Origin of the sequence: Streptococcus oralis subsp. oralis (assembly GCF_000960035.1) — a bacterium.
In the GTDB taxonomy this organism is placed as follows: domain Bacteria; phylum Bacillota; class Bacilli; order Lactobacillales; family Streptococcaceae; genus Streptococcus; species Streptococcus oralis_G.
Genome location: NZ_JYGR01000005.1, coordinates 466,883 through 480,497 on the forward strand (window position 1 = coordinate 466,883; position 13,615 = coordinate 480,497).

The 13,615-nt window shown below is 41.4% G+C and carries 11 protein-coding genes, 2 tRNA genes and 1 pseudogene; 13 read left to right on the plus strand and 1 reads right to left on the minus strand.

Annotation, left to right across the window (positions count from 1 at the left end):
* Nucleotides 1–50: 50 nt before the first annotated feature.
* The 3 genes from TZ92_RS05395 to TZ92_RS05405 are packed head-to-tail and all read left to right on the plus strand — an operon-like array spanning nucleotide 51 to nucleotide 3,596.
* The gene (locus tag TZ92_RS05395; RefSeq protein ID WP_033629588.1) at nucleotides 51–1,586 is read left to right on the plus strand and encodes an ABC transporter ATP-binding protein; all 1,536 of its coding nucleotides are present in this window, start codon (nucleotides 51–53) and stop codon (nucleotides 1,584–1,586) included.
* Nucleotides 1,579–2,637, plus strand: coding sequence for an ABC transporter permease (locus tag TZ92_RS05400; RefSeq protein WP_033629589.1), 1,059 nt, complete (start codon nucleotides 1,579–1,581; stop codon nucleotides 2,635–2,637). The genes TZ92_RS05395 and TZ92_RS05400 overlap by 8 nt, the downstream gene beginning before the upstream one ends.
* Nucleotides 2,638–2,639: 2 nt before the next feature.
* Nucleotides 2,640–3,596 (plus strand): ABC transporter permease, encoded by a 957-nt coding sequence (locus TZ92_RS05405; RefSeq protein ID WP_033629590.1) that lies wholly within the window; start codon nucleotides 2,640–2,642, stop codon nucleotides 3,594–3,596.
* Between the two features lie 34 nt (nucleotides 3,597–3,630).
* Here TZ92_RS05405 and plsY read toward each other — a convergent pair whose 3' ends face one another.
* Complete coding sequence (gene plsY / locus TZ92_RS05410; protein WP_033629591.1) at nucleotides 3,631–4,272, minus strand: glycerol-3-phosphate 1-O-acyltransferase PlsY; 642 nt, start codon at nucleotides 4,270–4,272, stop codon at nucleotides 3,631–3,633.
* Between the two features lie 135 nt (nucleotides 4,273–4,407).
* Between plsY and parE the strand changes: the two genes are divergently transcribed.
* The 10 genes and pseudogenes from parE to TZ92_RS05460 all read left to right on the plus strand — a co-directional run bounded on the left by parE (nucleotide 4,408) and on the right by TZ92_RS05460 (nucleotide 13,499).
* Entirely contained in the window at nucleotides 4,408–6,351 is a 1,944-nt protein-coding gene (parE, locus tag TZ92_RS05415; RefSeq protein WP_033629592.1) for a DNA topoisomerase IV subunit B, read from the plus strand.
* A gap of 12 nt (nucleotides 6,352–6,363) precedes the next feature.
* Nucleotides 6,364–6,840 carry a hypothetical protein gene (locus TZ92_RS09850; RefSeq protein WP_080702635.1) on the plus strand — a complete coding sequence of 159 codons (477 nt, stop codon included), beginning with the start codon at nucleotides 6,364–6,366 and terminating at the stop codon, nucleotides 6,838–6,840.
* Between the two features lie 196 nt (nucleotides 6,841–7,036).
* Nucleotides 7,037–7,159 (plus strand): annotated as a pseudogene (locus tag TZ92_RS10195) (protein adenylyltransferase Fic); the annotation flags it as partial.
* 82 nt (nucleotides 7,160–7,241) lie between these two features.
* Nucleotides 7,242–7,754, plus strand: a complete 513-nt coding sequence (locus tag TZ92_RS05425) for a hypothetical protein (protein ID WP_033629593.1) — start codon at nucleotides 7,242–7,244, stop codon at nucleotides 7,752–7,754.
* The gene (locus tag TZ92_RS05430) at nucleotides 7,744–8,592 is read left to right on the plus strand and encodes an aminoglycoside 6-adenylyltransferase (RefSeq protein ID WP_033629594.1); all 849 of its coding nucleotides are present in this window, start codon (nucleotides 7,744–7,746) and stop codon (nucleotides 8,590–8,592) included. The genes TZ92_RS05425 and TZ92_RS05430 overlap by 11 nt, the downstream gene beginning before the upstream one ends.
* 720 nt (nucleotides 8,593–9,312) lie before the next feature.
* Nucleotides 9,313–11,793 carry a DNA topoisomerase IV subunit A gene (gene parC, locus TZ92_RS05440; RefSeq protein WP_071788211.1) on the plus strand — a complete coding sequence of 827 codons (2,481 nt, stop codon included), beginning with the start codon at nucleotides 9,313–9,315 and terminating at the stop codon, nucleotides 11,791–11,793.
* Between the two features lie 115 nt (nucleotides 11,794–11,908).
* Nucleotides 11,909–12,946 (plus strand): branched-chain amino acid aminotransferase, encoded by a 1,038-nt coding sequence (locus tag TZ92_RS05445; RefSeq protein WP_284697408.1) that lies wholly within the window; start codon nucleotides 11,909–11,911, stop codon nucleotides 12,944–12,946.
* Nucleotides 12,947–13,058: 112 nt separating this feature from the next.
* Nucleotides 13,059–13,289: a DUF2969 domain-containing protein gene (locus TZ92_RS05450; protein WP_000037107.1), complete on the plus strand. Its 231-nt coding sequence runs from the start codon at nucleotides 13,059–13,061 to the stop codon at nucleotides 13,287–13,289.
* A gap of 49 nt (nucleotides 13,290–13,338) precedes the next feature.
* Nucleotides 13,339–13,419, plus strand: a tRNA-Tyr gene (locus TZ92_RS05455).
* An 8-nt stretch (nucleotides 13,420–13,427) separates the two neighbouring features.
* A tRNA-Gln gene (locus TZ92_RS05460) sits at nucleotides 13,428–13,499 on the plus strand.
* Nucleotides 13,500–13,615 lie beyond the last annotated feature (116 nt).

The following is a 13,615-nucleotide window of genomic DNA, read 5'->3' on the forward strand; positions in this document are numbered from 1 at the left end:
TGATTAGCAGGTTTTATTGAAATAAAATAAACCTCTGAAAGGAAGAGCATATGGCACACGAAAATGTCATTGAGATGCGGGATATTACCAAGGTGTTTGGTGAATTTGTAGCAAACGACAAAATCAACTTGCAACTGCGAAAAGGTGAAATTCATGCACTTTTAGGAGAAAATGGAGCGGGTAAATCCACTCTGATGAATATGCTGGCAGGACTTCTTGAACCAACAAGTGGTGAAATTGTGGTGAATGGTCAGGTTGTAAAACTAGACTCACCATCTAAAGCCGCTGGTCTTGGAATTGGGATGGTTCACCAACATTTTATGTTGGTTGAAGCTTTTACAGTAGCTGAGAATATCATTTTAGGGAGTGAAATCACTAAAAATGGTGTTCTAGATATAGCTGGTGCTACTAAAGAAATCAAGGCTCTTTCTGAACGTTATGGTTTGGCAGTGGATCCTGCTGCTAAGGTGGCGGATATTTCCGTTGGAGCCCAACAACGTGTAGAAATCTTGAAAACACTCTATCGTGGTGCTGATATCCTTATCTTTGACGAACCTACAGCCGTATTGACTCCTTCAGAGATTGATGAATTGATGGCAATCATGAAAAACCTTGTCAAAGAAGGGAAGTCCATTATTTTGATTACCCACAAGTTAGATGAGATTCGTGCGGTATCGAATCGAGTGACAGTTATCCGTCGTGGAAAATCAATCCAGACAGTTGAAATCGCAGGGGCAACAAATGCGGACTTGGCAGAAATGATGGTTGGACGCTCAGTCTCCTTTAAAACGGAAAAACAAGCACCGCAACCAAAAGAAGTAGTCTTGTCTATCAAAGACTTGGTTGTTAATGAAAACCGAGGTGTACCAGCTGTGAAGAATCTTTCTTTGGATGTTCGTGCTGGTGAAATTGTTGGTATTGCAGGTATTGATGGCAATGGTCAATCTGAACTCATTCAAGCCATTACAGGCCTTCGTAAGGTTGAGTCAGGTAGCGTTGAATTAAAAGGCAAATCAATCGTGGGGATGCATCCTCGACAAATTACAGAACTAAGCGTGGGGCACGTTCCTGAGGACCGTCACCGTGATGGCTTGATTTTGGAGATGATGATTTCAGAAAATATCGCTCTTCAAACCTACTACAAAGAACCACTCAGCAAGAATGGTATCTTGAACTATGCCAATATCACTTCACATGCTAGGAAATTGATGGAAGAATTTGACGTCCGTGCTGCCAGCGAATTTGTTCCAGCAGCAGCTCTTTCAGGAGGAAATCAACAAAAAGCGATTATAGCACGTGAGATTAATCGTGATCCTGATCTCCTTATCGTCAGCCAGCCAACTCGTGGTTTGGATGTCGGTGCCATTGAATATATCCACAAACGTTTGATTGAAGAACGTGATAACGGGAAGGCTGTCCTTGTTGTCAGCTTTGAATTGGATGAGATTTTAAATGTCTCAGACCGAATTGCTGTTATTCACGATGGTAAGATTCAAGGTATTGTATCGCCAGAAACGACTAATAAACAAGAACTTGGTGTCTTGATGGCTGGTGGAAACTTGGGAAAGGAGAAGAGTGATGTCTAAAAAATTACAACAATTTTCGGTTCCCTTGATTTCCGTATTCTTAGGAATCTTGCTCGGAGCTGTTGTCATGTGGATCTTCGGCTATGATGCTATCTGGGGCTATGAGGAGTTGTTCTATACAGCTTTTGGTAGCCTCCGTGGAATTGGAGAAATTTTCCGTGCCATGGGTCCTCTTGTCTTGATAGGTCTTGGTTTCGCAGTTGCCAGTCGAGCAGGTTTCTTTAACGTTGGACTTCCTGGTCAAGCACTTGCAGGCTGGATTCTCAGTGGTTGGTTTGCCTTGTCAAATCCAGATATGCCTCGTCTCGTTTTGATTCCATTGACAGTGATCATTGCTTTGATCGCAGGTGGAATTGTTGGTGCGATTCCAGGTATCCTCAGAGCTTATCTCGGTACGTCAGAGGTTATCGTGACCATCATGATGAACTACATTGTATTGTATGTGGGAAATGCCTTTATTCATGCCTTTCCGAAAGATATTATGCAAAGTACAGACTCAACGATTCGTGTTAGTGCCAATGCTACTTACCAGACACCATGGTTATCAGAGTTGACTGGAAATTCTCGTATGAATATTGGAATCTTCTTTGCAATCATTGCTGTTGGCGTGATTTGGTTCTTGCTCAAGAAAACGACTCTCGGTTTTGAAATTCGTGCAGTTGGTCTCAATCCTCACGCCTCAGAGTACGCTGGTATTTCAGCAAAACGTACAATCATTCTATCAATGATTATCTCTGGTGCCTTGGCTGGTCTTGGTGGAGCGGTAGAAGGTCTTGGAACTTTCCAAAACGTTTACGTTCAGGGATCATCATTGGCTATCGGATTTAACGGGATGGCAGTTAGTTTGCTTGCTGGAAATTCACCAATTGGAATTCTCTTTGCAGCCTTCTTATTTGGAGTTTTGCAAGTAGGAGCACCGGGTATGAACGCAGCACAAGTTCCGTCTGAGCTTGTTAGCATTGTAACAGCGTCTATTATCTTCTTTGTCAGCGTTCACTACATTATCGAACGCTTTGTCAAACCTAAAAAACAAGTTAAAGGAGGTAAGTAAGGATGTCTATTACAACATTACTCACCCTCTTGGTCTCTTCTATGCTGATTTACTCAGCACCACTTATTTTTACGAGTATCGGGGGAGTTTTCTCTGAACGTGGTGGTGTCGTTAACGTCGGTCTTGAAGGAATTATGGTTATGGGAGCCTTTTCTGGAGTTGTCTTTAATCTTGAGTTTGCAGAACAACTTGGAGCAGCTACTCCTTGGATTTCCTTGTTAGTTGCTGGTATCGTGGGAGCTATTTTCTCCCTCATCCATGCAGTCGCTACAGTTCATTTCCGTGCGGACCATGTTGTCAGTGGTACAGTATTGAACTTGATGGCTCCTGCCCTAGCAGTTTTCTTGGTTAAAGTTCTTTATAACAAAGGACAAACGGATAACTTAAGCCAGACTTTTGGACGTTTTGATTTCCCAGTTTTGGATGATATCCCTGTGATTGGAGATATCTTCTTCAAGTCAACAAGTTTGCTAGGTTATATCGCGATTGCCTTCTCTTTCCTTGCATGGTTTATTCTCTTTAAAACACGTTTTGGTCTTCGCCTTCGCTCTGTTGGTGAACACCCTCAGGCAGCAGATACCTTGGGGATCAATGTCTACAAGATGCGATATCTTGGAGTTATTATTTCAGGATTCTTAGGTGGAATTGGGGGAGCGATTTATGCTCAATCAATCTCAGTTAACTTCTCAGTGACAACTATTGTCGGTCCTGGATTTATCGCCCTTGCGGCAATGATCTTTGGGAAATGGAACCCAATCGGTGCTATGCTTTCTAGTCTCTTCTTTGGACTTTCACAAAGTTTGGCAGTTATCGGTTCTCAATTGCCTTTCTTACAAGGAGTACCAGCGGTTTACCTTCAAATCGCGCCTTATGTCTTGACCATTCTTGTCTTGGCAGCCTTCTTTGGAAAAGCAGTTGCACCTAAGGCAGACGGTATCAACTACATCAAGTCAAAATAAGCATACAAAAAAACGTCAGTTTCAAACTGGCGTTTTATTTTTTTGGATTTTGATGGGTTAGGTTCAATCCCCAAGGAACGAGATTTTCAGTTTTATTTTTGATACGTGTGATATTATCTTTGTGACGAATGATAATCAAGCTAGCAAGTGCTAGGATAATCAAAATGAAGAGAGGGTCATAGTTGTTCAGGATAAATCCAAATAGTGGAAATAGGAGAACTCCAATAACGGCTGCAATAGCAGCAGTAACGCTAGACAGTGAAATCATACTACCTAGATAGAGGCTTCCAAAGAATACGATTGCTAGATAGAGACAGAAAACAGGCGCAAATCCGAAAATCACTCCAGCACTGGTTGCGACAGCCTTACCACCTTTAAATCCTGCAAAGATAGGAAAGGTATGTCCAATTACGGCCAAAAGTCCAAATACAAGAGGTGATACACCTTGAAGGTGGAAAAGGATTGGAAGGAGAGTGGCCAAGGTTCCTTTAAAGAAGTCAATCACAAAGGTTGCCATACCCGCTTTCTTACCTAAAATTCGGAAAGTATTGGTTGTTCCGGTGTTTCCAGAACCATGTTCACGCAGATTTGTTTGAAAGAAGATTTGTCCAATCCAAAGACCAGATGGAATCGAACCTAGCAGATAAGCTAAAATTAATAATACAAATGTCATCATAGAACTATTATACCATGAAATGGTATAGAAAGTCAGAGAATATCCTGTGAAATTGTGACAGCTGAAAGGGAAAAGCTTTGCAAAATCGCTAGAAAACCTGTAAAATAGAAAAGATGAACAAATAGGAGGTTCCTTGTGTCAAAAAAGGAAATCAATATTAATAACTACAATGATGACGCCATTCAGGTGCTAGAAGGGTTGGATGCGGTCCGTAAACGTCCAGGGATGTATATTGGATCGACCGACGGTGCTGGTCTCCATCACCTAGTCTGGGAAATTGTGGACAATGCAGTCGATGAAGCCTTGTCTGGATTTGGTGATCGCATTGATGTGACCATCAATAAAGACGGCAGTCTAACGGTTCAAGACCATGGTCGAGGGATGCCGACCGGGATGCACGCCATGGGAATTCCAACCGTTGAGGTTATCTTTACTATTCTCCACGCTGGAGGGAAATTCGGTCAAGGGGGTTATAAGACATCTGGTGGTCTCCACGGAGTGGGATCTTCAGTCGTTAATGCCCTCTCTAGCTGGTTAGAAGTTGAAATTACTCGTGACGGTACAGTCTACAAGCAACGTTTTGAAAATGGCGGGAAACCCGTCACAACCTTGAAGAAAATTGGTACAGCACCCAAGTCTAAGACCGGTACCAAAGTCACTTTCATGCCTGACGTGACGATTTTCTCTACGACTGACTTCAAATACAATACCATTTCAGAACGCCTCAATGAGTCAGCCTTTCTCTTGAAAAATGTGACCTTGTCCCTGACGGACAAGCGAACAGATGAAGCGATTGAGTTTCATTATGAAAACGGGGTGCAGGACTTTGTTTCTTATCTGAACGAAGACAAGGAAACCTTGACACCAGTTCTCTACTTTGAAGGGGAAGATAATGGTTTCCAAGTGGAGGTTGCCCTTCAGTATAATGATGGATTTTCAGATAACATTCTATCCTTTGTCAATAACGTTCGTACGAAAGATGGTGGAACGCATGAGACAGGACTTAAGTCAGCCATTACTAAGGTCATGAACGATTATGCGCGTAAGACGGGACTTCTCAAGGAAAAAGATAAAAATCTTGAAGGTTCAGATTATCGCGAGGGACTAGCAGCCGTTCTTTCTATTCTAGTTCCGGAAGAACACCTCCAGTTTGAAGGTCAGACCAAGGATAAACTAGGGAGTCCTCTGGCTCGTCCAGTTGTGGATGGGATTGTGGCTGATAAGTTGACCTTCTTTCTTATGGAAAATGGTGAACTGGCTTCCAATCTCATCCGCAAGGCTATTAAGGCACGTGATGCGCGAGAGGCAGCCCGCAAAGCGCGTGATGAGAGCCGAAATGGTAAGAAAAACAAGAAAGACAAGGGCTTGTTGTCTGGAAAATTGACCCCAGCCCAGTCTAAGAATCCTGCCAAGAATGAACTCTATCTGGTCGAGGGGGACTCTGCCGGTGGTTCTGCCAAACAAGGTCGTGACCGTAAGTTCCAGGCTATCTTGCCACTTCGAGGTAAGGTTATCAATACAGCCAAGGCCAAGATGGCGGATATCCTCAAAAATGAAGAAATCAATACCATGATTTATACCATTGGTGCGGGTGTGGGAGCAGACTTCTCTCTTGAAGATGCTAACTATGACAAGATCATTATCATGACCGATGCGGATACCGACGGTGCCCATATCCAGACTCTTCTTTTAACATTCTTCTACCGTTACATGCGTCCGCTAGTTGAGGCAGGCCATGTCTATATCGCCCTTCCGCCTCTTTACAAGATGTCCAAAGGGAAAGGTAAGAAAGAAGAAGTGGCCTACGCTTGGACGGACGGAGAGCTAGAAGAACTCCGCAAGCAGTTCGGTAAAGGCGCTACCCTTCAACGCTACAAAGGTCTTGGTGAGATGAATGCGGACCAGCTCTGGGAAACAACCATGAACCCCGATACCCGTACTCTCATCCGTGTTACAATCGAAGATCTAGCACGCGCTGAACGCCGCGTCAATGTCCTCATGGGAGACAAGGTCGAGCCACGCCGTAAGTGGATTGAGGATAATGTCAAGTTTACGCTGGAGGAAGCGACAGTATTTTAAGGGGCATGAATAATGGTTGATTTAGGACATTCGATTTTTGGTAGTTACTTGGGTTTGATTTTCTTAGTTTCTTTACCCTCGGCTATTCTTGCATGCTACATCAATAGCCGAAAAAAAAGTTTCCAAGGATTATATGCACCGATTGTATTTACTTTATTTATGATCTTGATGCTTTTATTCAATATGGATCCCTCAGAATCCAGTGCTTTAGTGGCGTCTGCTATCATGCTTTTTATTGGTTTTCCTTTGATAGCAGGAGCCTTAATCTACACACTTATTCGATTGTGTTACGTCTATCCGGAGAAACGATGGAAGGCTTTTTTGATTTTCCTATCCTATATTTTAGGTCCCCTATCTGTGGGTATTCTGGGATGGTATGTGGTAAATTTAGTTCAGATCCATCTGTTGACATTCTTGGTAATGATTTTGATGATTCTGGTTTCCTATCTTCCTCCTCTCTATCTCCATTACACCAAACGTAATCAGTAAGACACAGAATACTTTTTGGTTGGGTATAGTGATTAATTGCTTAGATTATGTCAGAGATGGCAAATGGTTTACGATTTATAATGAAAAATAATTTCAAACAGCTCTAAGTGATGAAGAAGTGAAATATGAGAACAGATCAGGAAATACTTGGACTGATTTTAGGGACAGTTAAAACTTTAAAAGTTGACGCTGGTAAGAACTCAAGTATCTCCTCCTCAATAATCTGACGGACGACCTTACTCAAACCCGTTTCTTTAAGGGGATGGATGCTTCATATTATTACGAAGGGTATAACCTTTACCAGACAGGGGAGTTGTAAAGTTCAAGTAAAGGTGACGATTATCTTTTTTAGGTAAACAATCGCTAAAACTATTGGAGGTGCGGTATTGATTACGTTATTAATGTTGCCTTTTTTCCTTGTTCTCCTAGCCATTTTTGGAATTATATATGATTTAACGACCAGTAAAGGTGGAAAAGAGTGTGCTCGCACAGTATCATTGTTTATATTGAACATCCTCACTATTGGTATCTGTCTATTAGATCTACCAATGGAAAGTAAACCATACTCAGGAATAGGATTTATCTTATTTTATGCACTTGCCTTCACACCTTTGATGATTGTTTTCTCACTATATACCCTCTATCGGATTGGAAAACATTATAGGTATTTTAAGAGTGAGTTTGCTATAACACTTCGATTCAATGCTATTTTACTTTTCCTTCTTTCATTAGTAAATACTTTTGTATTGTGGAGAAGCTTTCAAATATATCATAGAAACGATATGAATTTGTTTTATTTTATTTTAATCGTTTTGGGGATTTGTTCAACTATCCAATTGATCGTAGGAGAACTTGAGAAGAAAAGAATACGAGGCATCCAAAAACAAGAGGAGCAAGACGGCAATGAAAAATAATTCTATAAAAGATATGTGCAGACAACATAGAAGTGAAGCGCAAATGCTGAGATTGATTTTACAAACAGCTAAAACTTTACAAGTTGAAGCTGTCGCCATGTCTGGTTCACGGACAAACCCAAAAGCACCAAAAGATGAGTTTCAGGATTACGACGTGGTCTATGTCGTGGACGACTTAGATAATCTGACGAGTGACCTTTCTTGGTTAGACCAGTTTGGCACTCGTATCATTGAGCAGCATAATGTCCTAGGCAACCGTCGACTTTATCTGATGCTATTTGAAGATGGAAATCGGATTGATTTGACCCTCTGTCCTACGGAATATATTCAAGAGTGGGTGGATAGTGAAGCTGATTATACAGTTTTGAAAGATGAGAAAGGCTTGTTTGTGCCCTATTCTCCAAATCCTCAACGTTACTGGACAAGCCCAGCTAGTGCGATTGATTTTGAAAAAGCCTGCAATGAATTTTGGTGGGTATCAGCTTATGTGGTCAAGGGAATCTGTCGCAAGCAAGCCAACTATGCTACTGACCATCTCTACGGGATTTGTCAGCAAGAGTTGTTAAAAGTCTTTGCTTGGCAGGTCGCAAGTGATAGGGGAGAGGTCGATATCGGCAAGAACTACAAGTATCTTTTCCAGTATTTACCTACAGAGAAAGAGAAGGAATTCTCAGCTCTACTTGATTTTTCAAGTGTAGAGAAAATCACTCAGTCTTTATATGCTACCATGGAACTTTTCCACCGAGAAGTTCAGTCCCTTGCCCAAAAGATGGGCTTTTACTACGATAAGGAAGTGGCTGAGAAGATGATCGAGTATGCTAAGGAGAGGTTGAAATAGTATGTTAGATTATGTATTTGCTACATTTTTTATGGGATTCCCAGGAGTACAAATTTTAGTATTGGTGTCCTCTATATTTCTAGCTATCAAAAGAAATAAGTTACATAAAAGGGTGTATGGATTATTTTTCCCGATCATTATAACGATGTGTAATATTTGGCTTATTTCAATTGATCGCACAGAGCTTTTTGATGATGCTTTAAGATTTTCGTTCTTTCTAATTTCTTTTTGTTTACCTATGCTTATTTCTTCCACACTCTATCACTCAATACGCTTATATTATTTATACAAATCAATCAAGTGGAGAGTCTTCCCTGTAAGTTTCTGTTATTTATTCGGTTTAATTTTTCATTATCTTAATACAATGCATTGGGAGGAGCTATTTCGAGGGCAAAAGTTTATGTTTAATATCTTGCTGATATCAACTGCTATAGTTTCTTATTTACCTTGTCAATATTTGTACACACTTCAAAGAAGAAAGAATAATCCATAGGAAATAGTTGCCTTTGCTTAATCTAAATAAGTGTTTGTGAATGACTTAAATAGTATCTAAAAATATTTTTCTTAATACCAATTTTAATGTAAAAACCACTCTACATTCTTTGAAAGGAGTTGAACACGCCCTAAATGCTGTGCGAAAAAGATAAATTCTCTTGTGAGCATCGCTCACTGCAATAATTTCCTATTTTCACTTTGCATTTTACGGGCTTTGTATCCTATATGAGTAATATCCAAAACATGTCCCTCGAGGACATCATGGGAGAGCGCTTTGGTCGCTACTCCAAGTACATTATTCAAGACCGGGCTTTGCCAGATATTCGTGATGGATTGAAGCCGGTTCAGCGTCGTATTCTTTATTCGATGAATAAGGATGGCAATACTTTTGACAAGAGTTACCGCAAGTCGGCCAAGTCTGTCGGGAATATCATGGGGAATTTCCACCCACACGGTGACAGTTCCATCTATGATGCCATGGTCCGTATGTCTCAGGACTGGAAAAATCGTGAGATTCTGGTTGAAATGCACGGTAATAACGGTTCCATGGACGGAGATCCGCCAGCGGCTATGCGTTATACTGAGGCGCGCTTGTCTGAGATTGCTGGTTATCTTCTTCAAGATATAGAGAAAAAGACAGTTCCTTTTGCATGGAACTTTGACGATACTGAGAAAGAGCCGACAGTCCTACCAGCAGCATTTCCAAACCTCTTGGTCAATGGTTCGACTGGTATTTCGGCTGGTTATGCCACAGACATTCCTCCCCATAATTTAGCTGAGGTTATTGATGCCACGGTTTACATGATTGATCACCCAACGGCCAAAGTTGAAAAACTCATGGAATTCTTGCCTGGACCAGATTTCGCGACGGGAGGAATCATACAAGGGCGTGACGAAATCAAGAAAGCCTATGAAACTGGGAAAGGGCGCGTCGTTGTTCGTTCTAAGACGGAGGTTGAAAAGCTAAAAGGTGGTAAGGAACAAATCGTTATCACTGAGATTCCTTATGAAATCAATAAAGCCAATCTCGTCAAGAAAATCGATGATGTTCGTGTCAATAACAAGGTAGCTGGTATTGCTGAGGTTCGTGATGAGTCTGACCGTGACGGTCTTCGTATCGCTATTGAGCTCAAGAAAGATGCTAATACCGAGCTCGTACTCAACTATCTCTTCAAATACACTGACCTTCAAATCAACTACAACTTCAACATGGTGGCGATTGACAATTTCACACCTCGTCAGGTTGGGATTGTCCCAATTTTGTCTAGCTATATCGCCCACCGTCGTGAAGTGATTCTGGCGCGTTCCCGCTTTGACAAGGAAAAGGCTGAGAAACGTCTGCATATCGTTGAAGGTTTAATTCGCGTGATTTCGATTTTGGACGAAGTCATTGCCCTTATCCGTGCTTCTGAGAACAAGGCTGACGCTAAGGAAAACCTCAAGGTCAGTTATGATTTTACAGAAGAGCAGGCTGAAGCCATCGTGACCTTACAACTTTACCGTTTGACCAATACAGACGTTGTTGTCTTGCAGGAAGAAGAAGCAGAACTTCGTGAAAAGATTGCCATGCTTGCGGCTATCATCGGTGATGAACGGACCATGTACAATCTCATGAAGAAAGAACTCCGTGAGGTTAAGAAGAAATTTGCGACACCACGTTTGAGTACTTTGGAAGATACAGCAAAAGTGATTGAGATTGATACAGCTAGTTTGATTGCCGAGGAAGATACCTATGTCAGCGTGACTAAGGCAGGCTATATCAAGCGTACTAGCCCACGTTCCTTTGCGGCATCCACTCTGGAAGAAATTGGCAAACGTGATGATGATCGTTTGATCTTTGTTCAATCTGCCAAGACAACCCAGCACCTCTTGATGTTTACAACTCTTGGGAATGTCATTTATCGACCAATCCATGAATTAGCAGATATTCGTTGGAAGGATATCGGAGAGCATCTGAGCCAGACCATTACAAACTTCGAAACTAACGAAGAAATTCTCTATGCAGAAGTAGTGGATCAGTTTGATGATGCGACAACTTATTTTGTAGCGACTCGCCTTGGTCAAATTAAGCGCGTAGAACGCAAAGAATTCTCTCCATGGCGGACCTACAAGTCGAAGTCTGTTAAGTATGCTAAGCTCAAAGACGAGACAGACCAGATTGTAGCAGTAGCACCAATCAAACTGGATGATGTTCTCTTGATTAGTCAAAATGGTTATGCCCTTCGTTTCAATATCGAAGAGGTTCCAGTTGTTGGTGCCAAGGCGGCAGGGGTCAAGGCTATGAACCTGAAAGCAGATGATGCGCTTCAGGCAGCCTTTATCTGTAACACCTCATCCTTCTACCTCTTGACCCAACGTGGAAGCTTGAAACGCGTTTCCATTGAGGAAATTCCAGCGACCAGCCGTGCTAAACGAGGCCTACAAGTCTTGCGTGAGTTGAAAAACAAACCGCACCGAGTCTTTTTAGCAGGAGCAGTTGCAGAGCAAGGTTTCGTTGGTGATCTCTTTAGTACAGAAGTAGAAGAAAACGACCAAACGCTGCTTGTCCAATCTAACAAGGGAACAATCTATGAAAGCCGATTGCAAGATTTGAACTTGTCTGAACGCACTAGCAATGGAAGCTTTATTTCAGACACGATTTCAGATGAAGAAGTTTTCGATGCTTACCTCAAAGAAGTCTTTAAAGAGGACAAAACAAATTCGTAAAAAGAATCAGTCCAGAGGGCTGATTTCTTTATGTTGAAAAAATTTTCAGAAAATTACAAATAATACTTGAAATTTTACTAGAAAAGTGTAGAATAGAACACATAGTTTGAATAGTATAAAGGAGAAACACATGACAGTTGCAATTGATTGGGAAAACCTTGGATTTGCTTATATGAAATTACCTTACCGTTATATCGCTCACTACAAAAATGGTCAATGGGATCAAGGAGAATTGACAGAGGATGCAACCTTGCATATTTCAGAGTCTTCTCCAAGTCTCCACTATGGACAGCAAGCATTTGAGGGATTGAAAGCCTATCGTACCAAGGACGGCAGTGTTCAACTTTTCCGTCCTGACGAAAATGCCAAGCGTTTGCAACGTACTTGTGACCGTCTTTTGATGCCACAAGTTCCAACAGAAATGTTTGTAGAAGCTTGTAAAGCAGTTGTGCGTGCAAATGAAGAATACGTCCCACCATATGGAACAGGTGGAACCCTTTATCTTCGTCCACTGTTGATTGGTGTTGGAGATATTATCGGGGTTAAACCTGCAGAAGAGTATATTTTCACCATCTTTGCCATGCCAGTTGGAAATTACTTTAAAGGTGGTTTGGTTCCAACCAACTTCTTGATTCAGGATGAATACGACCGTGCAGCTCCGAATGGTACAGGTGCGGCCAAGGTAGGTGGAAACTATGCTGCTAGTCTCCTCCCAGGTAAAATGGCAAAATCACGTCAATTTTCAGATGTTATCTACTTAGACCCATCTACACATACAAAGATTGAAGAAGTCGGATCAGCTAACTTCTTTGGAATCACGGCAGACAATGAATTTGTTACGCCATTGAGTCCATCCATCTTGCCATCTATTACCAAGTATTCTTTGCTTTATTTGGCAGAACACCGCTTGGGCTTGACTCCGATTGAAGGCGATGTCCCAATTGATAACCTGGATCGTTTTGTAGAGGCAGGAGCTTGTGGTACAGCAGCGGTCATTTCGCCAATTGGAGGTATCCAACATGGCGATGATTTCCATGTTTTCTATAGTGAAACAGAAGTAGGTCCTGTAACACGTAAACTTTATGATGAATTGACCGGTATCCAATTTGGTGATGTAGAAGCGCCTGAAGGATGGATTGTCAAAGTGGACTAAAAGACATGAAATAAAGAAGAGCTCCATAGCAGTTGTAAGTGCTGAAATGGAGTTTTTTCTTGCTAGTTTGAGCATTTTCTTGTACAATAGAAAAAGTGAAAAGAGGTAGAGTATGAGTAAAAAAGATAAGAAAATTGAAATCCAATTAACCGATGCAAAAGTGACTGTTGGAAAAGATAGTTATGAAGGATACGTTTTGACGATCGGGAAAAAGGTTATTGGGGAAATTGCCGAATTAGATAGCCAATTTGCCATCATAAAGAATGGAAATGTCGATAGTTTTTATAAAAAACTTGAAAAAGCTGTGGAAATTTTGATTGAAAACTATAATTTGACAAAATAATACTTGTTTTATTGAAAATTTCATGATATAATAGTTCTCGTTAAACATTGGAGAGATAGCGAAGAGGCTAAACGCGGCGGACTGTAAATCCGCTCCTTCGGGTTCGGGGGTTCGAATCCCTCTCTCTCCATTCATCAATGGGGTATAGCCAAGCGGTAAGGCAAGGGACTTTGACTCCCTCATGCGTTGGTTCGAATCCAGCTACCCCAGTTCTTAGGTAATAAATTCAAGATAAAAAGAAAAATATCTTAGGGTATTTTATTTTTATAATTGAAAGACGTGAACGATATGAACATGTCTTTGCGGGTGCTTAGGAAAAAAATTAT

Coding starts and splice junctions, on each gene's coding strand:
- TZ92_RS05395 (WP_033629588.1), top strand. CDS start 51: ATGGCACACGAAAATGTCATTGAGATGCGGGATATTACCAAGGTGTTT.
- TZ92_RS05400 (WP_033629589.1), top strand. CDS start 1,579: ATGTCTAAAAAATTACAACAATTTTCGGTTCCCTTGATTTCCGTATTC.
- TZ92_RS05405 (WP_033629590.1), top strand. CDS start 2,640: ATGTCTATTACAACATTACTCACCCTCTTGGTCTCTTCTATGCTGATT.
- plsY (WP_033629591.1), bottom strand. CDS start 4,272: ATGATGACATTTGTATTATTAATTTTAGCTTATCTGCTAGGTTCGATT.
- TZ92_RS09850 (WP_080702635.1), top strand. CDS start 6,364: ATGGTTGATTTAGGACATTCGATTTTTGGTAGTTACTTGGGTTTGATT.
- TZ92_RS05425 (WP_033629593.1), top strand. CDS start 7,242: ATGTTGCCTTTTTTCCTTGTTCTCCTAGCCATTTTTGGAATTATATAT.
- TZ92_RS05430 (WP_033629594.1), top strand. CDS start 7,744: ATGAAAAATAATTCTATAAAAGATATGTGCAGACAACATAGAAGTGAA.
- parC (WP_071788211.1), top strand. CDS start 9,313: ATGAGTAATATCCAAAACATGTCCCTCGAGGACATCATGGGAGAGCGC.
- TZ92_RS05450 (WP_000037107.1), top strand. CDS start 13,059: ATGAGTAAAAAAGATAAGAAAATTGAAATCCAATTAACCGATGCAAAA.